Source organism: Eubacterium callanderi (assembly GCF_900142645.1).
In the GTDB taxonomy this organism is placed as follows: Bacteria; Bacillota; Clostridia; order Eubacteriales; family Eubacteriaceae; genus Eubacterium; species Eubacterium callanderi.
The window spans coordinates 39,365-59,693 of sequence record NZ_FRBP01000001.1 but is presented as its reverse complement, the minus strand read 5'-3'; the positions used below and the strand labels follow the sequence as shown (position 1 = coordinate 59,693).

General features: G+C 47.5%; 21 protein-coding genes. 15 read left to right on the top strand and 6 right to left on the bottom strand.

The features are described 5' to 3' along the window. Positions 1-11 precede the first annotated feature (11 nt). The gene (gene holA / locus BUC22_RS00295; RefSeq protein WP_013381761.1) at positions 12-1,025 is read left to right on the top strand and encodes a DNA polymerase III subunit delta; all 1,014 of its coding nucleotides are present in this window, start codon (positions 12-14) and stop codon (positions 1,023-1,025) included. A 133-nt stretch (positions 1,026-1,158) separates the two neighbouring features. On the opposite strand, the gene rpsT is transcribed toward holA, so the two are convergent. Then, positions 1,159-1,425, bottom strand: coding sequence for a 30S ribosomal protein S20 (rpsT, locus tag BUC22_RS00290; RefSeq protein ID WP_013381760.1), 267 nt, complete (start codon positions 1,423-1,425; stop codon positions 1,159-1,161). A 169-nt stretch (positions 1,426-1,594) separates the two neighbouring features. Between rpsT and lepA the strand changes: the two genes are divergently transcribed. The 12 genes from lepA (at position 1,595) to BUC22_RS00230 (ending at position 11,956) form a co-directional block, all read left to right on the top strand. Then, complete coding sequence (gene lepA / locus BUC22_RS00285) at positions 1,595-3,400, top strand: translation elongation factor 4 (RefSeq protein WP_013381759.1); 1,806 nt, start codon at positions 1,595-1,597, stop codon at positions 3,398-3,400. Between the two features lie 182 nt (positions 3,401-3,582). Next, positions 3,583-5,436: a transcription termination factor Rho gene (rho, locus tag BUC22_RS00280; protein ID WP_013381758.1), complete on the top strand. Its 1,854-nt coding sequence runs from the start codon at positions 3,583-3,585 to the stop codon at positions 5,434-5,436. A gap of 104 nt (positions 5,437-5,540) precedes the next feature. Further along, positions 5,541-5,747, top strand: a complete 207-nt coding sequence (gene rpmE, locus BUC22_RS00275) for a 50S ribosomal protein L31 (protein WP_013381757.1) — start codon at positions 5,541-5,543, stop codon at positions 5,745-5,747. Next, entirely contained in the window at positions 5,747-6,661 is a 915-nt protein-coding gene (gene prmC / locus BUC22_RS00270; protein WP_013381756.1) for a peptide chain release factor N(5)-glutamine methyltransferase, read from the top strand. Before rpmE ends, prmC begins: the two co-directional genes overlap by 1 nt. Positions 6,662-6,766: 105 nt before the next feature. After that, the gene (gene efp / locus BUC22_RS00265) at positions 6,767-7,324 is read left to right on the top strand and encodes an elongation factor P (RefSeq protein WP_013381755.1); all 558 of its coding nucleotides are present in this window, start codon (positions 6,767-6,769) and stop codon (positions 7,322-7,324) included. Then, positions 7,324-7,785, top strand: coding sequence for a CD1247 N-terminal domain-containing protein (locus tag BUC22_RS00260; RefSeq protein WP_013381754.1), 462 nt, complete (start codon positions 7,324-7,326; stop codon positions 7,783-7,785). The genes efp and BUC22_RS00260 overlap by 1 nt, the downstream gene beginning before the upstream one ends. A 12-nt stretch (positions 7,786-7,797) precedes the next feature. Next, the gene (locus BUC22_RS00255) at positions 7,798-8,142 is read left to right on the top strand and encodes an Asp23/Gls24 family envelope stress response protein (RefSeq protein WP_013381753.1); all 345 of its coding nucleotides are present in this window, start codon (positions 7,798-7,800) and stop codon (positions 8,140-8,142) included. Positions 8,143-8,218: 76 nt separating this feature from the next. Then, a complete protein-coding gene (nusB, locus tag BUC22_RS00250) occupies positions 8,219-8,665 on the top strand; it encodes a transcription antitermination factor NusB (protein WP_041689920.1) in 447 nt (148 codons plus the stop codon). Positions 8,666-8,671: 6 nt separating this feature from the next. Next, complete coding sequence (locus tag BUC22_RS00245; RefSeq protein ID WP_013381751.1) at positions 8,672-9,631, top strand: Kae1-like domain-containing protein; 960 nt, start codon at positions 8,672-8,674, stop codon at positions 9,629-9,631. Positions 9,632-9,642: 11 nt separating this feature from the next. Continuing rightward, positions 9,643-10,863 (top strand): exodeoxyribonuclease VII large subunit, encoded by a 1,221-nt coding sequence (xseA, locus tag BUC22_RS00240; RefSeq protein WP_013381750.1) that lies wholly within the window; start codon positions 9,643-9,645, stop codon positions 10,861-10,863. Continuing rightward, positions 10,845-11,066 (top strand): exodeoxyribonuclease VII small subunit, encoded by a 222-nt coding sequence (gene xseB / locus BUC22_RS00235; protein ID WP_013381749.1) that lies wholly within the window; start codon positions 10,845-10,847, stop codon positions 11,064-11,066. Before xseA ends, xseB begins: the two co-directional genes overlap by 19 nt. Continuing rightward, entirely contained in the window at positions 11,063-11,956 is an 894-nt protein-coding gene (locus tag BUC22_RS00230) for a polyprenyl synthetase family protein (protein ID WP_013381748.1), read from the top strand. The genes xseB and BUC22_RS00230 overlap by 4 nt, the downstream gene beginning before the upstream one ends. Before the next feature lie 44 nt (positions 11,957-12,000). On the opposite strand, the gene BUC22_RS00225 is transcribed toward BUC22_RS00230, so the two are convergent. From BUC22_RS00225 to BUC22_RS00210, 4 genes are all read right to left on the bottom strand, one after another. Beyond that, the gene (locus BUC22_RS00225) at positions 12,001-14,016 is read right to left on the bottom strand and encodes an FtsX-like permease family protein (RefSeq protein ID WP_073381795.1); all 2,016 of its coding nucleotides are present in this window, start codon (positions 14,014-14,016) and stop codon (positions 12,001-12,003) included. Then, positions 14,006-14,782 carry an ABC transporter ATP-binding protein gene (locus BUC22_RS00220; protein ID WP_013381746.1) on the bottom strand — a complete coding sequence of 259 codons (777 nt, stop codon included), beginning with the start codon at positions 14,780-14,782 and terminating at the stop codon, positions 14,006-14,008. The genes BUC22_RS00225 and BUC22_RS00220 overlap by 11 nt, the downstream gene beginning before the upstream one ends. Before the next feature lie 108 nt (positions 14,783-14,890). Continuing rightward, on the bottom strand, positions 14,891-15,907 hold the full coding sequence (locus BUC22_RS00215) for a sensor histidine kinase (protein WP_013381745.1): 1,017 nt from the start codon (positions 15,905-15,907) through the stop codon (positions 14,891-14,893). A 3-nt stretch (positions 15,908-15,910) separates the two neighbouring features. Next, the gene (locus BUC22_RS00210; protein WP_013381744.1) at positions 15,911-16,573 is read right to left on the bottom strand and encodes a response regulator transcription factor; all 663 of its coding nucleotides are present in this window, start codon (positions 16,571-16,573) and stop codon (positions 15,911-15,913) included. A 253-nt stretch (positions 16,574-16,826) separates the two neighbouring features. On the opposite strand from BUC22_RS00210, the gene BUC22_RS00205 reads away from it, so the two are divergent. Together BUC22_RS00205 and BUC22_RS00200 are read left to right on the top strand one after the other, a co-directional pair. Beyond that, a complete protein-coding gene (locus BUC22_RS00205; RefSeq protein ID WP_013381743.1) occupies positions 16,827-18,509 on the top strand; it encodes an FAD-dependent oxidoreductase in 1,683 nt (560 codons plus the stop codon). Between the two features lie 40 nt (positions 18,510-18,549). Further along, positions 18,550-18,828 (top strand): TfoX/Sxy family DNA transformation protein, encoded by a 279-nt coding sequence (locus BUC22_RS00200; RefSeq protein ID WP_013381742.1) that lies wholly within the window; start codon positions 18,550-18,552, stop codon positions 18,826-18,828. A gap of 40 nt (positions 18,829-18,868) precedes the next feature. Here BUC22_RS00200 and BUC22_RS00195 read toward each other — a convergent pair whose 3' ends face one another. Then, on the bottom strand, positions 18,869-20,254 hold the full coding sequence (locus BUC22_RS00195; protein WP_013381741.1) for a glycine--tRNA ligase: 1,386 nt from the start codon (positions 20,252-20,254) through the stop codon (positions 18,869-18,871). Between the last annotated feature and the right edge of the window lie 75 nt (positions 20,255-20,329).

Here is a 20,329-nt window from a genome sequence, read left to right as displayed (position 1 = left end):
AAGAGGTTAACATGAAATATCAGGAACTAATGAAGGCCATCAAGCAGAAGGAGGTGCGACCAGTGTATCTTTTTGCGGGGCCGGAGCAGTACATCGGGAATATGGTTGAGCACACTCTTGTAGAAACGGTGATCGCGCCTGGCTTGGAGCAGTTGAATCTGGCGGTGTTTGAGGACAAAAATCCAGATATATCAGAGATATTGTCTGTGTGCGAGACGCTGCCGCTTATGAGTGAAAAAAGGGTGGTTATTGTGCGCGAAAGCGCAGGCCTGACGAAGACAAGCGATAAGAAAACCGTGGAAGCTCTGAACAAATACATTGAAAGACCATCTGGCAGTACGGTGCTTATTCTCTGTGACAGCAGTCCGGACAAGCGTAAGAAGGTATATAAAACCCTTAAGGAACAGGGAGCCATTGTGGATTATGACAAGCTGAATAAAATTGATCTGGAAAAATGGATTGGCCGCCGGCTTAAGCTGGCAGGCAAACGGACAAGCCAGAGGGTAGTGGAGCAGTTTGTCATGGATACTCTGTATCTTGAAAATGATAATAAAAATATGGAAATGGTTGATAACGAGCTGAATAAAATCATTGACTATGTAGGGGAACGTGACGCCATTACCCTGGAGGATATAGAGACGGTCATGCCCAAATCGGTTGAAGATAATGTGTTTAAGATGGTCGATTATGCCATGGGCGGCAATAAGGGCGCGGCGCTTAAAATGCTTAATCAGTTTTATCTTGAGGGAGAAGGCCCCTTTGGCGTTTTTGGACTCCTGCTGAGGCAAATTCGTATGATGCTGATGGTCAAGCTGCTCTCTGAGAAACGCATGTCTCCGGACACCATTGCCAAGGAGGCAAAGCTGGCGCCTTTCGTGGTTAAAAAGGTATTGCAGAATGGCCGGCGCTACCGGGTGGCAGGCCTTAAGCGTACCATGATCGAGGCGGCAGAGCTGGATCTTAAAATGAAAACAGGACAGATTGACCCTGAGTTTGGTCTGGAATGGTTTGTACTCAAGCTTTAATGCGCTGGGGAGAAGATATGGCGTTCTGCCGCATCTTCCACTTTAGCTTTCAAAAAATAGAAAAAGCGCACTAACAACTGTGCGCCCACCCTTGAGACACGGGTTTTAATTTGGGAATATATAAACAATGAGGTTATTCGGTCATTCCGTTTAAGGCTCTTGCTAAAGTACTTTTCTTTCTGGAAGCAGCATTTTTGTGGATGACATGTTTAGTAACGGCCATATCCAGTTTTTTAACTGCTAAGCGGAAAGCTTCTTCTGCTTTGGCCTGATCGCCTTCTGCAACTGCAGCATCAAATTTTTTGATGGTTGTCTTTAAATTTGTTTTTACCGCTTTGTTGCGCAATCTTGCCTTTTCGTTTGTTTTAGCTCTCTTAATAGCTGATTTAATGTTAGCCATGGAGTACCTCCTCATTTATTTATAACGTATTGATTGTAACACATTGAAAATAAATTTACAACAAAAAACGTGACAAAAAAATTTTTTCTTGATAGAATAATCTGTAGCATAAAAATAATGGACACATAGCGTGTTTTATCGAATAGACTTACACATTGGAGGAATTACTTTGTTAACAAAACAGGAAAGAACCCGAAACTTTTCGATTATTGCCCATATCGATCATGGCAAATCGACACTGGCTGACCGTTTGATTGAAGAAACGGGACTTTTGAGCAAAAGAGATATGGAAGACCAGATTCTCGATAACATGGATATCGAGAGAGAACGCGGGATCACCATCAAGCTGCAGGCAGTACGGCTTATTTACAATGCCAAGGATGGCGAGGAGTATATCTTAAATCTCATTGACACACCGGGTCATGTGGATTTCAACTATGAGGTATCCCGAAGCCTGGCAGCCTGTGAGGGGGCTATTTTGGTGGTGGACGCGTCCCAGGGGATTGAAGCCCAGACTATTGCGAATGTGTACCTGGCACTGGATAACGATTTAGAAGTGGTGCCTGTTATCAATAAAATTGACCTGGCAAGTGCCCGTCCTGATGAGGTGAAGGCAGAAATTGAAAATGTAATTGGACTGGACGCAGAGAATGCGCCGCTTATTTCTGCAAAGGCGGGAATCAATATTCAGGATGTGCTGGAGGCCATTGTCAGCGATGTTCCAGCGCCAGGCGGGGATTCGGACGCACCGCTCCAGGCATTGATTTTTGACTCTTACTATGACCAGTACCGCGGGGTTATCGCTTCAGTGCGCGTGGTTCAGGGAAAGATCAAGGCTGGCATGAAGATCCGAATGATGGCCATTGGCAAGGATTTTGAGGTGGATGAGGTCGGAATCTTTGCCAAGGGACTGCTGCCAGTGGACGAGCTGTCCGCGGGTGATGTCGGGTATGTGAACGCCGGGATTAAAAATGTGCGTGATACCCGCGTCGGGGATACTATTACCGCAGCAGACCGCCCTGCGGCTGAGCCACTTCCAGGCTATAAAAAAGTAACGTCAATGGTATTCTGCGGGATATATCCTGCGGATGGTGCCCGTTACGAGGACTTGAAGGAAGCTTTAGCCAAGCTGCAGCTCAATGACGCATCGCTGCTCTATGAGCCGGAAACCTCCATTGCCCTTGGTTTTGGATTCCGGTGCGGCTTCCTGGGGCTTTTGCACATGGAGATTATTCAGGAGCGGCTGGAGCGTGAATTTAACCTGGATCTGGTTACCACTGCGCCAAGTGTTATCTACAAGGTTATCAAAACAGACGGTACAGAGCTTTGGGTGGACAATCCCACCAATCTTCCGGACCCAGTTGAAATTGACACCATGGAAGAGCCAATTGTGGACGCGACAATCATGGTCCCGTCTGAGTATCTGGGCGCTGTGATGGAGCTTTGCCAGGAACGGCGGGGCACCTATATCAATATGGATTATATCGAGGAAACACGTGTGTCCCTGCATTATGAGCTGCCGCTCAATGAAATTATCTATGATTTTTTCGACGCCCTTAAATCAAGAACCCGCGGCTATGCTTCTCTGGATTATGAGATCAAGGAATACCGCCCGGCGAAGCTGGTGAAACTGGATATTCTGTTAAACGGCGAGCTGGTGGACGCCTTATCCTTTATCGTCCATGAAGAAAAGGCCGTGGGCCGTGGACGGGCTATTACCAAAAAACTTAAGGAATCCATCCCAAGACAGATGTTTGAAATTCCAATTCAGGCCGCCATCGGTAATAAAATTATTGCCCGGGAAACTCTAAGCGCGCTGCGCAAGGACGTTTTAGCCAAATGTTATGGTGGGGATATCAGCCGTAAGCGCAAGCTTCTGGAAAAGCAGAAGGAAGGGAAAAAACGTATGCGTCAGGTAGGCAGCGTAGAGGTACCGCAGGAGGCCTTTATGGCAGTACTGAAACTGGATTCATAGGCGAAAAAGCAATGATTATACCGCTGTGGCAAAGCCGATTTTTACGGCTTTTCCGGCGGTTTTTATTTTTATTGTATTTTTCTGACAGATATGCTAAAATTAGTAATCATAACTATCTATCTTTACTTTTAAATCTACATTTATAAGTTTTGCAATCAAATTTCACATTCTGGAGGAATCTATTGGATACGACAAATCTTGAAAAGCTGACTGTGGCCGATCTGCGCAAAGAGGCGGAGCGTTTAGGCTTTACCGGACTGAGCAAAAAGAAAAAGCAGGAGCTTATCGATATGATTACAGCAGCCAGTCAAAAATCAGAAACGGTTAAAAGGACAGAGGAGCCATCCCCAAAAGAAGCGGCTCAAAAGAAGAATGAAACGGAAAAGGCCGAAAAACAAGCGCCTAAAAACAGCGATAAAAAGGCGGATGAACGGAAATCTGCCGATAAAAAAAATGAAGGAAAAACGGCTGTTAAGGAAAAGAATGAGACAAAAGCGAATGACCGGGCTCTGGTAGATAAGTCTAAACAGGAGCGCAGTGCGCTGCCCCAGCCGATGGAAAAACAGCATCATAACAACCATAACAATTACAATAATCACCGCTATGCAAAAATCAAAGACAATATTGAAGACAGTATTGAAATGGCCGGCCCTCTGGAAGTACTGCCGGAGGGGTTTGGTTTTATAAAGACTCCGGAAATGAAATCCCAGCAGGAATGGGTCTATGTTTCAGGCTCGCAGATCCAGAAGTTTAAGCTGGAAACGGGCGATATTGTCGGGGGAAAGGTGCGGAAGGCAAAACCGGGCGAGAAATACGCGGCCATGCTCTTTTTAGAGATGGTTAACGGAACACAGACCTCAGACATCATCAATAAAATCAACAGTATGCTCTATGCTGATGATAAAAAAAATCTTGACCGTTTTAAGAACTCGCAGGAAGGGATTTTAGACTTAAATTCTGATGGTTTTGGTTTTTTGAGAATGAACAACTACACCTCCGGTGACAATGATATCTATGTCGCGCCTAACCAGATCCGCCGTTTTAATCTGCGGACCGGCGATAAAATCGTGGGTAAAATCCGTATGCCCAACGAAGGGGAAAAGTTTGACGCGCTGCTGTATGTCGAAACAGTCAACGGTGATATTCCTGAAAAGATCGCAAGCCGTCCCCGGTTTGAACGCCTGACGCCAGTATTTCCCGAGGAACGAATTACCCTTGAAACAGACAGAGACATTGTATCAACGCGTATCATCGATATCTTTTCACCTATGGGAAAAGGGCAGAGGGGGATGATCGTGGCGCCGCCGAAGGCTGGTAAAACAACGCTGCTTAAAGAAATTGCCCAGGGAATCCGTTCCAACCACCCGGAAATTGAGCTGATTATTTTACTGGTGGATGAACGCCCTGAGGAAGTAACCGACATGAAGCGTTCCATCGACGCAGATATTGCCTACTCTACCTTTGACCAGCCGCCCGAAAATCATATCCGTGTGGCGGAAATTGTGCTGGAGCGGGGAAAAAGGCTTGTTGAACAGGGAAAGGACGTTGTTGTGCTGGTGGACAGTCTGACGCGCTTAACCCGCGGCAATAATCTGGTTGTCGAGCCGTCAGGGAGGACCCTGACCGGTGGACTTGACCCGGAATCGCTGTACTTTCCTAAAAAGTTTTTTGGCTCTGCCAGAAATATTGAAGGCGGCGGCAGCCTGACCATACTGGCAACTGCGCTGGTGGATACAGGGAGCCGGATGGACGACATTATTTTTGAAGAGTTCAAGGGCACAGGCAATATGGAACTGCACCTTGAACGTGAGCTGGCTGAACGCCGGATATTCCCGGCTATCAACCTGAACAAATCCGGTACGCGCCGTGAAGAAAAGCTGCTGACACCCGATGAGCTGAAAGTCAGTTACCAGATCCGTAAACTGTACGCAGGCAACAGCCCTGTGCAGCTGACAGACAAAATTATCAATACCCTTGAACGCACAACCGATAATGAGGATTTTCTTAAAAAGATCCTTCAAAAATCTAAATCCTGAGAAAATAAACTTGCATTTTTACAGAGAATCTGTTATACTAACTTAGTTGAAAAAAATATATGTATCAATATATATAAATACGAGAACGAAATGAGGTGAATTCGATGAAAAAAGGTATCCACCCAGAATACGGTAAATCCGTTGTTAAATGCGCATGTGGTAATACATTTGAAACAGGTTCTGTTAAACCGGAACTGAAGGTTGAAATCTGTTCAGCTTGCCATCCTTTCTTTACTGGTAAACAGAAATTAGTAGATACAGGTGGTCGTGTAGAACGATTCAACAGAAAATACGGCAAAAAAGGCGAATAATGAATGAAAGTCGGTTCCTGGTAACCGGCTTTTTTATTGTGAAAAACAGGATGAATACTATTAAAGAACTCATAGAAGTGGGGAGTACAAGGCTTGCGCAGTGCGGGTCTGTAAGCCCAAGGCTGGATGCCGAGGTGCTTTTGGCATCAGTGTTGAACTGTGCGCGTATCACTTTTTACAGTGACCCTCAAAAGGCGGTAAGTTTTGAAGACGCCGAGGAGTACCGCAGCCGCATTGACCGTCGGGCGCTCCTTGAACCAGTGGCTTACATCACCGGTGAAAAAGAATTTATGGGATTGGTTTTTCATGTTTCGCCAGATGTGCTTATTCCGAGGCCGGATACGGAATCACTGGTAGAGGCGATTCTCGAAAGGGTAATTCCACAGATCAAGCAGGATACCGGAAAGCCGCGTGTGCTTGATTTGTGTACGGGAAGCGGTGCGATCGGCCTCTCACTGAAATTTTTTGACCCAAGTGCGGTGGTTACCCTCACGGATATTTCGGGCAGAGCGCTGAAGGTGGCAGCAGAAAACGCCCGGAATTTAGGCTTTTCAAACATTACGATGGTAGAGAGCGATCTTTTTAAAGGCCTTTCGAAAACTGAGCCTTTTGACCTGATTGTATCCAATCCGCCTTATATTCCTGATGGCATTATCCCAACGCTGCAAAGAGATATTGTGGATTATGAGCCAATGCTGGCGCTTTCAGGCGGTGTGACAGGATATGATCTCTATGAGCGTATTGCGGGGGAAACGGGCCCTTACTTAAGAAAAGGCGGCGCGATTGTTCTTGAGGTTGGCAATGCCCAGGAGGTAAGAGTCGCGGAGCTTCTTGAAGCACAGGGCTTTGGCGCCATAACGATGGTCCCTGACCTGACAGGAGCGGTGCGCGGAGTTGTCGCTTGGAAAGAATAAAAACAAAAAATTGAAGTTGAATTTGAAGTTCAAAAACTTTTATGATAGAATAAAAGAAGCTATATGACTAAGAAACAGGATTTAATATTTGGAGGTATTTTATAGATGATATCAGCAGGTGAATTTAAAAAAGGCGTGACCTTTGAAATGGACGGAAGTGTTTTCATGATTGTGGAATTCCAGCATGTAAAACCAGGAAAGGGTGCCGCTTTCGTTCGTACTAAAATCAGAAATGTTCTGACTGGAGCAGTTGTAGAAAAAACATTCAGCCCAACTGAAAAATTCCCGAAAGCCCATATTGACACAAAAGAAATGCAGTATCTGTACGCAGATGGCGATCTGTACTATTTTATGGATCTTGAAACCTATGAACAGATTCCGCTGAACTACGATCAGGTTGAAGATGCGCTGAAGTTCTTAAAAGAAAACGACAACGCAACCATCCGTTTCTTCAAAGGAGAAGCTTTCTCAGTAGCGGCTCCAAACTTTGTTGAACTGCTCATTACCAAAACCGAACCGGGCTTCAAGGGTGATACCGCTACTGGCGCCAATAAACCGGCAACTTTGGAAACGGGTGCGGTTATTACCGTTCCTTTATTTGTAGAAGAAGGAGATACGATTCGTGTAGACACCAGAACGGGTGAATACATGGAACGTGTATAATGCATATGAAATATATCCGTGAAAAGGTAGCCTTTATTGAAGGCCTGGTAGAAGGCCTTGAGTTAGACCTTACGACAAAGGAAGGTAAGGTGCTTGACCGGATTATCGACGTATTGGGCGATATGACCGATGCGCTGGAGGGTCTGGCAGAGGCTCAGGATGAGCTGGAAGATTACGCGGAAATGATTGATGACGACCTGACCGAGCTTGAGGAATTCATTCTGGATGAAGACTGGGATGAGGAATACGATGATTTTGATGATGTAGATTTTGACGATGATGACGATTATTATGAAGTTGTATGTCCAAAATGCGGAACAGTCTATATTACCGATTTCGAAGCCTTTGACGATGATGAAGTGTTTTGCCCTGAATGTGGCGAACAGTTTCATCTGGAAGAAAAAGTCGTTGAAGAATTAACCCATGGCGAAGGGTGTCAGTGCGGACATCATCACGAATAGGTGGTGTATAAAATGGATGAAAACCAAAAATTAAACCCTCAGGAAATCTCTAACGAAATGGTCTGTTCGATTGCGAATCTGGCTGCGCTGGGGGTGGACGGCATCGACAAAATGTTTATGCGTATGTCTGATGAAATATTGGATATGATTTATCCTTCTGCTGTTTCTAAGGGCGTAAAGGTTGTGCGCCAGGAAGATGGCTATCATATCGACGTGCATGTGATTACAGAGCTGGGAATTGACATTCCCCAGATTGCCAGAAAAACCCAGATTAAGGTCAAAGAATCTGTTGAGATTATGACCGGCAATCAGGTGGCGCAGGTTAATGTTCACGTGGAAGGCAGCGGAAAATATTAAAAAAGCATTCAAAAGGCTGTGAGAGTATTCTTGCGGCCTTTTATACTGTGAGATAGAGGTAACTATGAGTCGAAAAATGAATCGAAAAGAAGAGAGAGAACTGGCTCTGCGCGGGATTTTCCAGATTGATTTTCACGCGGAGGATGCAGAGCTGGATACCAGCCTCAAAAATTTTTTTGAGCTGGCGGGACAGGGTGACCCTGAAGATGAAGTGTCAGGTATGACAGGCGGCTATGCGAAGAAGGTCATCAACGCTGCTCTTGAAAATCAAGGGGCTATTGATGCGTTGATCGCCAGCCATTTAAAGGAAACCTGGGATTTCAGCCGCGTGCCGAAAATGGAAAAGGCCATCCTGCGTCTGGGCGTTACCGAGCTTTTATACACCAAGGTGCCAAAGGAGGTAGCGATTAACGAGGCAGTAGAGCTGGCTAAAAAATACGCCTCAGAAGAAAGCAAAACCTATATCAATGGTATTCTCAATAGAGTGGCGGTCGAGCACGCAGACGAGCTTTCAAAGGATTGATGTCACATGGATGGTCTATCTCTGGGAATTGACACCAGTAATTACACAACCTCCATTGCTGTCGCTGATGCTGATGGTGAAGTGGTTTATGAAAAAGGGCTTCTGCTTCAGGTGAAGCCCGGCGAACGCGGGCTGCGCCAGTCAGAAGCCCTGTATCAGCATGTTAAAAACCTGCCGGTGCTTTTTGAGAGCATTCCTGAAAATTTGAAAATGCGGGAGCGGTTGCAGGTGGTGTGTTACTCGGACCGGCCGCGCCCTCTGGAGGATTCGTACATGCCGGTTTTTCGCGCAGGCATTGGATGCGGAAAAACCATTGGCAGTCTGTTTGGGATTCCCGCCTTTGCGGTGAGCCATCAGGAGAATCATATCCGCAGCGCCATTTACGGCAGCGGAATGAAACCGGAAGAACTCCATTTTCCACTTTTGGCAACGCATTTTTCTGGAGGCACCTCTGAGATACTGTTGGTAAACTCAAGGAAAAGCGGGTATGATTGTAAAATAGCGGGGGCGACCCTGGACCTGAATGCCGGACAGCTCATTGACCGGGTGGGTGTACGCCTGGGTTACGCTTTTCCTGCCGGCAAGGCGCTGGAGCAGCTGGCGCTGCAAGCAGTAGAGCGCAGCTGTGTGATACCGTCAAACGTTGATAAAACGAACTTTCACTTTTCGGGGCAGGAAAACAAAGCGGCAGCACTTCTGGACTCGGGGACAGCGCCGGAGGAGGTAGCCTATGGGCTCCACCGCTGTATCGCCAAGACATTATCGAAGGCCATAGCGCTGGCGGCTGCCACTTATGGTGTACGGGATGTTCTGTTTTCAGGCGGTGTTATGTCAAATCAGATCATCCGGGGACTTATCGAGAAAGAGCTGAGCCGCAGGCATCTGCGCCTGCACTTTACGAAACCCTGCTACGCGACCGACAATGCCGCCGGAAACGCGTTGCTGGGGATTGAAACCATGACATAAAGGGGGTTCCTATGATTACCCGGGCGCTTAGCGTTACAGAAGTCAATCATTTTATTAAAACCATGCTGGATGGAAACAGCGTGTTGAAAAACCTTATGGTAGAGGGAGAAATTTCCAATCTGAAGTTTCATTCCTCAGGCCATGTATATTTTTCTTTAAAAGACAGTCAAAGCCGTATTGCCTGCGTTATGTTCCGCAATCATGTGCAGAATCTGAAATTCCGGCCAGAGGAAGGGATGAAGATCACAATCAAGGGTGGTATTTCAGTTTTTGAACGCAATGGCCAGTACCAGATTTACGTGCGCTCTATGGAGCCCCAGGGAGTTGGCGCGCTTTACAAGGCCTTTGAGCAGCTGAAGGAAAAATATCAGGCATTGGGGTGGCTGGATACAGAGCAGAAAAAGCCCTTGCCAGAGTATATCCGCAGAGTGGGGATTGTTACCTCGCCTACTGGGGCGGCGATCCGCGATATGATCTCAGTCATCCGGCGGAGAAACCCTCAGATTCATATTGTCATCTACGGGGCCCTTGTGCAGGGAGACGGCGCGGCAGAAGAGATTGCGAGAGGGATCGAAACCTTTAACCGTCTTGGCAACGCAGATGTGATTATTATCGGACGCGGCGGCGGGTCCATGGAAGACCTGTGGGCCTTTAATGAGGAAATTGTGGGCGAAGCGATCCATGCCTCGCAGCTCCCCGTTATTTCAGCAGTAGGGCACGAAACGGATTTTACCATTGCGGATTTTGTGGCGGACATGCGTGCGCCAACACCGTCTGTAGCCGGTGAACTGGTAGCTGAGAACCTGTTAGAATGGGCAGGGACGTTAACCCAGCTGAAATCCCGCCTGCTCAAAGCGATGAACCGCCATATTGAAAAAAACCGTATGGCACTGACACAGGCTGCTGCCCGGCTTTTGAGAAGCGGGCCGGAAAATCAGGTGGCGGATATGCGCTTATACCTGGACGCGCTCCAGGACCGTATGCTGAGAGGCATGCGGTTTGAAATTGAGCGGCAGCGCAGCAGGGTGGAGTCAGTATCCAGGAGGCTGGATGCTCTGAATCCGCTGGGAGTGCTGAAACGTGGTTATGTTCTGGCTGAGGATAAATCCGGCGGTCTTGTACGCTCAGCTGCTGAGGCTGAGGCCGCGGGAACCATGAAATTAAAATTCCACGATGGCGAGGTCATCGTTTCTGTGATAAAGGAGGGGGCTGAATGGCAACCAAAAAATTAAAAACAAAAATTACCCGGCTCGAGACCATTGCAGAGGCTTTAGAGCAGAATGATCTGGATCTTGAGAAGTCACTGGCCCTTTTTGAAGAGGGCATGAAGCTGGTAAAGGAGTGCGGCAGTGATTTGGACGGCGTTGAAGAAAAGGTCACGATCTTGACAGCCGATAATCAGGAAATGCCTTATGAAGGAGAAACAGAGGAATGAAACCATTTAAAGAAACCCTATTGGAAAAAGTAAAGGAAACAGATCATGAGCTGCTGGCGTGCTTCGACCGGAAGTTTGATACGCCGGATATTATTGTCAGTGCCATGAAGTACAGTCTTTTTGCGGGCGGGAAGCGTTTGAGACCGATTTTGATGAAAGAAACCTGCCGCTGTCTGGGGGGCGATTCTGCAGATGTCAAACCGCTGGCCTGTGCCATTGAGATGATTCATACCTACTCGTTGATACATGACGACCTGCCAGCCATGGATAACGATGATCTGCGCCGCGGGAAGCCGACTAACCATAAGGTATACGGTGAAAATATGGCTATTCTGGCAGGAGACGCGCTTTTGAACTATGCGATGGAAACAGCCATTGCCGGCATCCCGGTAGATCCGTCAAAGACTTTCCATTATACCCGGGCGCTCAGCTACCTGGCACATTCGTCTGGCGTAAATGGTATGATCGGAGGCCAGACAGGCGACATTCTCAGTGAGAACGAGGCAATCAATGAGGAAAAAATGTATTACATTCACGCTCATAAGACAGGTGCTCTGCTGAAAGCAGCAGTGCTGTGCGGCGGGTTCGTGGCAAAGGTGACAGGTGAGGAACGCGACGCCCTGGAGACCTACAGCGAAAAAATTGGCCTGGCTTTCCAGATTGTCGATGATATTTTGGATGTAACCGGAGATGAAAAAACTCTGGGTAAGCCGGTCGGCAGCGATGAAAAGAACCACAAATCAACCTTTGTTTCCCTTTACGGGATGGCTTCCTCACAGGAAAAAATCCGAGAGCTGGAAAACGGTGCGCTGGACGCATTGGCAACCATTGACCATGACACTTCGTTTTTAGAGGATATGGCAAAATATATTTGCCAGAGAGAAAACTAAGAAAAAGAGATGATGCGGCGTTATGCCGTATCATCTCTTTTTGGTTATGCCTTGATCATATTTTTGCTGCCAAAATAGGTAGCGAGGAAGTAGCCGCCGTAAATGAGTACAAGAATCAGCGCGGTGACACCCGTGTTTCCCGCGACATTCACATGACCAAAGAAAGCAATAAAATCATTGGCGACTTTGAGCCCTACAATGGAGTGAATGACAGCGAGCGCCAGGGGCATCAGGAAATAGATGGCAATCTGAACAAAAAGAGCGTGGCGGATCATTTTGTCCTCTGCGCCGATCTTACGGAGCAAGGCGTAGCGTTCAGTGTTGTCCGACGCCTCGGAGAGCTGCTGGAGCGCCAGTATGGCAGCGCTGGCAATGAGGAAGATAATACCCACGTAAATCCCTACATAGGAGGTGGTGATTTTCATGGCGGTACCCTGCGCATACATTTCTTCCCGGGTGATGGTTAAGAAGCCGTTTTGTGGTGTCAGAAGGCCGGCATACTGGTTTAAAATTTCGCTTGAAGCCTCTGCAGGCGCTTTGTAATTGATATTGAGTTGCGCGCTGTCAAAAGGGAGATTTTGTGCCAGGGCATCGGACACAATGAGTGTACCGCTGTTGCTAAATGAAAAGTTTGTGCCAATGGTACAGTTAATGGCCGGTCCTGCGCTTTCAAGCGTGGCTCCGTTTAAGGTAACCTTTCCGTTGTTTTCGAGGAAGGTATCCACAGATGGGGTGATCTGGGGCATATCATAAAAGATACGGAATTGTCCCTCGCTTAGTGTAAGGGTGTCTTTTCCGAGCGCTCTCATTTGGGCATTAAAATCAGAAAGAGAAACAACCTGTATTGGGTTTTTTTTGAAACGCTCGAAGGCTTCACCGGTCAGCATGTTTTTTACGCCCTCTGTAGAATACTCAAATAAAACCGCGTTTGGCACATCGCTGAGATGGTAGGTGATCTGGCTTGTTTCTCCGGCAAAACGGTTCAAGTCGACCCCCTGAGCAGCCAGTTCGGCGGCGATATCCGCATAAATCGGCTGGTCATCCAGGTAAGGGTTTTCCGGGCCGCTGGTAATGGTCGCGTCAAAGGGAGTGGTCTTCTCGGCTGAGCTTGTAAGCACATCGGCCAGGCTGATTCCGCTTGACAGGGTGCCGATGGTGAACAGCAGCATGATGCAGATAACCGTCATTGAAATAAAGGTGGTATTGATCTTGCTATTGAGCTGGCGGAGAACGAACATATTAAGCCCTTTAAGGTACAGCTTTTTATTGGACTGGACAAGGCGGAGCAGGAAACCAGATAAGGACATGAAGAACAGCAGTGTCCCCACAGAGCCACAGGCCAGGGCGGCTGCAAACTGGGGGCCTATGTCCATAAGGCCATTGTCAATGATCAGGTAGTAGGCGACACTGATAAAAATGACAGCGGCGGTAAAAATAACGACAGAATGCCAGAGCTTTTTGATTTTAAAGGTTTCATTTTTCTTATCTGCGCTCAGCAGGTCGATGAGCTTGTATTTTGAAATGGACAGTGTATTAAACAGCATGACCATGATAAAAATCAGACTGAAATAAAGAATGGTCTTTCCGCAGGCAGCGGGTGAAAAAACAAATTTAAACTCCGTAAAGGCCGCTTCAAACATTTTGGCCGTTACGACGGCCAGAACTTCGGAAAGGAAGAATCCCAGAATCAGCCCGACTGTCAGTGAGACAATGCCGATCAGAAGGGTCTCAAGCATTAAAATCCAGGACATTTTACTTTTGTCCATGCCTAGGGTCATGTAGATGCCAAGCTCTTTTTTACGCCGTTTGATCAGGAATTTATTGGCGTAAAGGATCAGAAATCCGAGAATAATCGAGATGAACACCGAGACATAGCCCATGATCATTGTCAGGCTCTGGAGAGCCTGCTCATCGCTTGAGCTGATGCTCATCATGGCCTGCTGGGACTCGATGGAGTTAAAGACATAAAAGACACAGACGCCAAAGGTCAGAGTCAGAAAATAGATGGTATAATCCCGGACGCTGCGCCGTACATTGCGGAAGGCAAGCTTAGAGTACATCGCTGTTCCCTCCTCCCAAAAGGCTGACAACATCAATAATGCGTTTAAAGAAAACCTTGCGGCTGTCATCGCCCCGAATCAGTTCGTTAAAGATTTTACCGTCTTTTATAAAAAGGATGCGCTTGCAGTAGCTGGCAGTGAAAGCATCGTGGGTAACCATAAGAATGGTGGCGTGAAGCTGTTCGTTGAGGGTGTCAAAGGCCTCGAGCAGCATCCGGGCAGATTTGGAATCCAGCGCCCCGGTGGGCTCATCGGCCAAAATGAGCGCAGGCTTGGTGATGATGGCTCTTGCGCTGGCAACACGCTGCTTCTGGCCGCCGGAGATCTGATAGGGGTACTTTTCTAGAATATCGGTAATCTGCAGGCGCTTGGCCACACTGCGCACCCGCTTGTCGATGGTCGCTGCCGGTACCCTGAGAATTGTCAGCGCAAGGGCAATATTTTCGTAGGCGGTCAGGGTGTCTAAAAGATTGAAATCCTGGAAAATAAAGCCAAGCTGTTCCCGCCGAAACTGTGAAAGCTGACGCGAGCGCAGCTCGGTGATGTCCCGGTCCTGGATCAGAATATGGCCTGCGGTCACGGAGTCGATGGTAGACACGCAGTTCAGCAGTGTGGTTTTACCGCTTCCTGAGGCGCCCATGATACCAATGTATTCGCCCTTGTTTACATTAAAGCTGATGTCGTCAACAGCTTTTGTGATATTTCCGTTATTTCCATAATATTTTTCGATATGCTGTACAGACAGTATCGGTGTTGTTTTTTCCATAAGTAACCTCCTTAAAGCACTTTGGTTGTATTATCTTTTATGGTCATAGTATACCGCTGTGCCGCCTGACAAACCATCGAAGTTGCTTACGGAAAGCTTACATTTTTGTCACATTTGCTCCAGGACAGGGAAATGAATGGTGGCGGTTGTTCCGCGTCCGGACACGGATTCGACACTCAGGCCAAGTCCCAGTTTCTGGCAGAGCTTTTTGCAGAGATAGAGGCCAATGCCCGTCGCCTTGGCGCTGCCCCGGCGGCCGTTGCTGCCTGTAAAGCCCTTATCAAAGATCCGGTCAATGTCCTCTGGCGGGATACCGATCCCGTTGTCAGCAATGGAGAGAAGAATCTCAGCGCCATTACAGGCGCCGGAAACAGTGATCTCGGCCGGGGTGGACGAGCTGTAGTCCAGGTATTTCAGCGAATTGTCCAAAAGCTGGCCAAGGATAAAATCCGTCCATTTGGGATCGGTAAATACTTCATGTTCCAGCCCATTGGTGGAAAGTTTGATTTTTTGACGGATGAAAGTTTTAGCGGTTTTTCGTATGACAGGGTTTACCAGGTTCTGAAGACACGTTTTTTTGATAACATAGTCCTTTTCGACGCCGCTGCTGCGCGAATAAAAAAGAGCCTGATTCACATAGCGCTCAATCTGGTCGATTTCTTCACCGAGTGAGAGTGTTACAGGTGTCTGATGATTTTCGATGATAAGCTCGGCTGAAGCAATGGGGGTCTTGACCTCGTGAACCCAGGTTTCAATGTACTCCCGATATTCATTGGAGCTGCGCCGGTAGACGGCAATTTCATCGTTCATGCTCTTGCTGGCGGTTTTCAGCACCTCGTACAGAATGCGGCATTCATTGAGCGAAGGCCGGTTGATGAGCTCAGATAGAAGATATTTTTTGTCAAGCCGGCTGAGTTTTTTACAGACGTCATTATAAAAGTGGGCTTTCATAAAAAACTCAACCCAGAAGACAAGAGACAAAGCAAAGAAAAGCACGAGCAGGAGGTAAAGGCGGGAGCCTTTATCGACGTGCAGGAGCTCCAGGCTAAAGCCCATAAAAACCAGCAGCACTGTTGAAACCGACAAAAACAGAAGCTTATCTTTTACGTAATCCAGAAACCGCATGCGTTACACCATATAGCCCTGGCCACGTTTGGTGACGAGGTAATCCTTCAGGCCGATTTCGCTGATTTTGCGGCGCAGGCGGTTGATATTGACGGTGAGGGTATTGTCGTCCACAAATGCATCGGACTGCCAGAGGGCATTCATGATGGCCTCGCGGGAGACGATTTCGTTTTTATGGGACAGCAGAAGGCGGAGAATACCAACTTCATTTTTGGTCAGTTCGGTCTCCCCTATGGCGGACTGAATTACGCTTCGGGATAAGTCAAGGGTCAGTCCGTTATGAGACATGGTAGTGGAACCGGAAGAGGGATTGGCCCGTTTGAGCACAGAAGCGATCCGCGCCAGAAGGATCTGAGTATTGTAGGGTTTCGTAATATAATCATCTGCGCCAAGGTTCATGCTCATCAGTTCGTCAAATTCACTGTCCCGGCTGGTGACAATAATAATGGGAACATCCGATTGTTTTCGGATTTCCCGGCAGATATAATACCCGTCATAAACCGGCAGGTTAATATCCAGAAGAATGAGGTCCGGCGGATTGGCCAGAATGGATGTGGTAATGTGTTTAAAGCTGTCTGGGAAAACGGGATCATAGCCGTAGCGGTTCAGAAATTCACTGAGCTCCTGACGGATTTTGGGATCATCTTCGATGATCATTATTCTCATGGAGAGCCTCCTTATAATCATTGATACTTTTATATTAACATGAACACCAAAGGGTTTTCATTAACTTTTTTAAATTACTTTGGAAAAGCGACTGCTCACATTGACAGATGTTTCTTTTAAACGTATAATGGGCATATTATGAAAAAATAGCAACTTGTTTTTATTTGCAGTAAAGTTGGGTATAAAAGTGTCATAAGTTCAATAACCATGTCAAAATCTCGACATGGGAGCGCACTTCTGAGGAGGAAGTTAGATGAAGAAAATACTGATCGTCGGCGGTGTAACCGGCGGTGCGTCGGCTGCGGCAAGGCTGAGGCGTTTGAACGAGGAAGATGAGATCATTTTGTTTGAACGCAGTGAGCATACCGGCTGCGCCGGCTGTGGTCTTCCGTATTATATTGGAGGCGTCATAGAGGAACGCCGGAAGCTGCTTCAAACGGTTTCTGGACTGGCAAAGCGCTATCGTCTGGATATCCGCTGCGGCAGTGAGGTGCTGTCCATCAACCGCGACGACAAAAGCATTACGGTCAGAGAAAAAGAGACGGGCGAAACCTACGAAGAAAGCTATGACAAGCTGGTTCTCTCGCCAGGGTCCAGACCTACTGTGCCGGATTTGCCGGGAATGGATGAAGCTGAAAATGCCTTTACACTAAAAGACGTTCAGGATGCTGATGTTCTTAAAAAAGCGCTTATGACCCTTACTCCCAAGCATGCTGTCGTGGTCGGTGGTGGTTTTGGCGGCCTTGCGATGGCTGAAAATCTGCAGAGGCTGGGGCTGACGGTTACCATTGTCGAAAAAAAGCGGCAGGTTGTGGGAGCCTTTGATTTTGAAATGGCCCAGATTCTTCATCGTGAGCTCAATGTGCATGGCGTAGGCCTTGTCCTGGATGACGGTGTCAGCCGTTTTGAGAATAAAGGAAAAACGCTGGTTTTAGAGTCGGGACGTACGCTGGACTGTGATCTGTCGATCCTGACAATGGGCGTGAAGCCAGAAAGTGGGCTGGCCCAAAGGGCAGGACTGCGGGTAAGCGAAGCGGGTTATGTTGTTACAACCCAGACCTACGCTGCGCTGGATGCGGATCTGCTGACCCCGGTGGACGGTATATATGCCATTGGAGACGTGGTTCAGGTACAAAATTTTGTTGACAAGCAGCCGGATGCGGCAGGGCTTGCGGGACCGGCCACAAGGCAGGGGCGTGTGCTCGCAGATCATCTGGCGGGTTTACCGACTGTTAACAACGGTCTCCAGAGAACTTCTATCCTCAAAATATTCGGTAAAACAGCTGCGACGACTGGAAATAATGTTGCCCGTCTTAAAAAAATGGGTATTTCCTATCAGGAGGTACACGCACACCGGCTGTGCCACGCAGACAATTATCCCGGAGCTTCGCTTATTGATCTGAAGCTTATCTATGATCCCAAAACCCTTAAAATTCTTGGTGCACAGGCAGTGGGGAAGGAAGGGGTAGACAAACGGATCGATGTAATCTCAACGGCTATGCGCCTGGGGGCTACTATAAGGAATCTTGCCTGTCTGGAGCTCTGTTACGCACCACCTTATTCTACGGTCAAGGACCCTGTTAATATTCTCGGCACCATTGCGGGGAATATTAGTGAAGGGGTTTATAAAACCATTCCCTGGGATGAGATAGAAGGTATTGTAGCAGATGGCGGATTTCTGCTTGATGTCATGCCACCGGAAGAATTTGATAAAGGTCATATCAGCGGTGCGGTTAATATTGAGTTAGACTGTCTTCGCGAGCGGCTGGATGAGCTGCCTCAGGAGAGAGGGCTGCCGCTTTATATCTGCAGCGGTACCGGCCAGAGGGCCTATACGGCGGTCCGCCTTTTGCGGGGATGCGGATATAATAACCTTTATCTTTTATCAGGCGGATACGCCACCTATTGCGATGGCACCTATCAGCCGAACGCATAATGAAATTTGAATAATCGATGATATAAATGGAGGAACAAAAATGAACGAACTGGATCAGATTAAAGAATTGCACGACATGTTAAACATAGGTCTTGGGTTTGAAAAGGACCTGAAAAAGGTTGGGATCAACACCCCGGACGAACTGCGCAAGGTTGGCAGCAAAGAGGCCTTTCTCCGGCTTAAACGAGGCGGTGTCCAGAATCTGAATCTTAACAAGCTGGCCGCCCTCGAGGGTGCAATACGGAACGTTAAAAAATATGCTCTGGACGAATCGACCAGAGAGGACATGGAAGAGTTTTACATGACTTACGAGCTTTAAAAAAGAAGATACGGCGTTTTGCCGTATCTTCTTTTTTGTTCTAGAAGTCCATTTTCTTTTCAATATAGCCGACCACTTCATCAATGGGCAGGCGGACCTGTTCCATGGTATCACGGTCACGCAGGGTGACGGCATTGTCTTCCTGCGTATCGAAATCTACCGTTATACAAATTGGTGTGCCAATTTCATCCTGACGGCGGTAACGCTTGCCGATGCTGCCAGCTTCATCATAATCGACCATGAAGTGCTTAGCGAGCTGGGCATATACTTCCGTTGCTTTTTCGCTGAGCTTTTTAGACAGCGGGAGAACAGCGGCTTTATAGGCAGAAAGTGCGGGGTGTATCTTCATTACATTTCGTTCTTCGCCGTTTTCAAGGGTTTCCTTTTCCATGGCGTTACACAGGAATGCCAAAAACATACGGTCAGCCCCAAGAGATGGTTCAATGACATAGGGAAGGTATTTTTCGTTGGTTACCGGATCCTGGTACTGCATATCCTTGCCCGAAACATTCTGATGCTGTGTGAGGTCAAAGTCGGTACGGTCCGCGATGCCCCAGAGCTCACCCCAGCCAAAGGGAAACAGGAACTCAACATCGGTAGTGGCATTGGAGTAGTGGGACAGTTCCTCTTTTTCGTGATCTCTGAAACGGACATTTTCCTCTTTCATGCCAAGGGAGAACAGCCAGTTGCGGCAGAAGTCCTTCCAGTAGGTAAACCATTCGAGATCAGTACCGGGCTCGCAGAAAAATTCAAGCTCCATCTGTTCAAATTCACGTGTTCTGAAAATAAAGTTACCCGGCGTGATTTCGTTACGGAAGGATTTACCAATCTGTCCAATACCAAAAGGAATTTTTTTACGGGTCGTGCGCTGTACGTTTTTAAAATTGACGAAAATCCCCTGGGCGGTTTCAGGTCTCAGATAAATTTCGGATGAGCTGTCCTCTGTGACACCCTGGAAGGTTTTAAACATCAGGTTAAACTGGCGGATATCGGTGAAGTCTTCAGCGCCGCATTCGGGGCACTTGATGTGGTTTTCGCGGATAAAATCCATCATTTTTTCATTGGACCAGCCGTCAACAACCGCTTCCTCACCCTTTGCGTGAAAATAGTCTTCGATCAGCTTATCGGCGCGAAAACGTGTTTTACAGGACTTGCAGTCCATGAGCGGATCATTAAAGCCGCCGACATGGCCGGAAGCAACCCAGGTTTTCGGATTCATCAGAATCGCAGCGTCAAGGCCGACATTATAAGGTGATTCCTGGACGAATTTCTTCCACCAGGCTCTTTTTACATTATTCTTCATTTCGACCCCGATCGGGCCGTAGTCCCAGCTGTTGGCGAGACCATCATAAATTTCAGATCCTGGAAAAACGATTCCTCTCATTTTTGCCAGGCTGACAATTTCATTCATCGTGAATGCAGACATAGTATCCTCCTACAAATTTCGTTTATCCTACTATTTTACCACAGTTTCTATCAAAAAACAGTGCCTAAAAATAAT

Coding starts and splice junctions, on each gene's coding strand:
- nusB (WP_041689920.1), top strand. CDS start 8,219: ATGAATCGAAAAGAAGAGAGAGAACTGGCTCTGCGCGGGATTTTCCAG.
- BUC22_RS00245 (WP_013381751.1), top strand. CDS start 8,672: ATGGATGGTCTATCTCTGGGAATTGACACCAGTAATTACACAACCTCC.
- BUC22_RS00220 (WP_013381746.1), bottom strand. CDS start 14,782: ATGGAAAAAACAACACCGATACTGTCTGTACAGCATATCGAAAAATAT.
- BUC22_RS00230 (WP_013381748.1), top strand. CDS start 11,063: ATGAAACCATTTAAAGAAACCCTATTGGAAAAAGTAAAGGAAACAGAT.
- BUC22_RS00195 (WP_013381741.1), bottom strand. CDS start 20,254: ATGTCTGCATTCACGATGAATGAAATTGTCAGCCTGGCAAAAATGAGA.
- prmC (WP_013381756.1), top strand. CDS start 5,747: ATGAATGAAAGTCGGTTCCTGGTAACCGGCTTTTTTATTGTGAAAAAC.
- BUC22_RS00210 (WP_013381744.1), bottom strand. CDS start 16,573: ATGAGAATAATGATCATCGAAGATGATCCCAAAATCCGTCAGGAGCTC.
- BUC22_RS00215 (WP_013381745.1), bottom strand. CDS start 15,907: ATGCGGTTTCTGGATTACGTAAAAGATAAGCTTCTGTTTTTGTCGGTT.
- BUC22_RS00260 (WP_013381754.1), top strand. CDS start 7,324: ATGCATATGAAATATATCCGTGAAAAGGTAGCCTTTATTGAAGGCCTG.
- rpmE (WP_013381757.1), top strand. CDS start 5,541: ATGAAAAAAGGTATCCACCCAGAATACGGTAAATCCGTTGTTAAATGC.
- BUC22_RS00225 (WP_073381795.1), bottom strand. CDS start 14,016: ATGTACTCTAAGCTTGCCTTCCGCAATGTACGGCGCAGCGTCCGGGAT.
- efp (WP_013381755.1), top strand. CDS start 6,767: ATGATATCAGCAGGTGAATTTAAAAAAGGCGTGACCTTTGAAATGGAC.
- xseB (WP_013381749.1), top strand. CDS start 10,845: ATGGCAACCAAAAAATTAAAAACAAAAATTACCCGGCTCGAGACCATT.
- holA (WP_013381761.1), top strand. CDS start 12: ATGAAATATCAGGAACTAATGAAGGCCATCAAGCAGAAGGAGGTGCGA.
- BUC22_RS00200 (WP_013381742.1), top strand. CDS start 18,550: ATGAACGAACTGGATCAGATTAAAGAATTGCACGACATGTTAAACATA.
- BUC22_RS00255 (WP_013381753.1), top strand. CDS start 7,798: ATGGATGAAAACCAAAAATTAAACCCTCAGGAAATCTCTAACGAAATG.
- rpsT (WP_013381760.1), bottom strand. CDS start 1,425: ATGGCTAACATTAAATCAGCTATTAAGAGAGCTAAAACAAACGAAAAG.
- xseA (WP_013381750.1), top strand. CDS start 9,643: ATGATTACCCGGGCGCTTAGCGTTACAGAAGTCAATCATTTTATTAAA.
- BUC22_RS00205 (WP_013381743.1), top strand. CDS start 16,827: ATGAAGAAAATACTGATCGTCGGCGGTGTAACCGGCGGTGCGTCGGCT.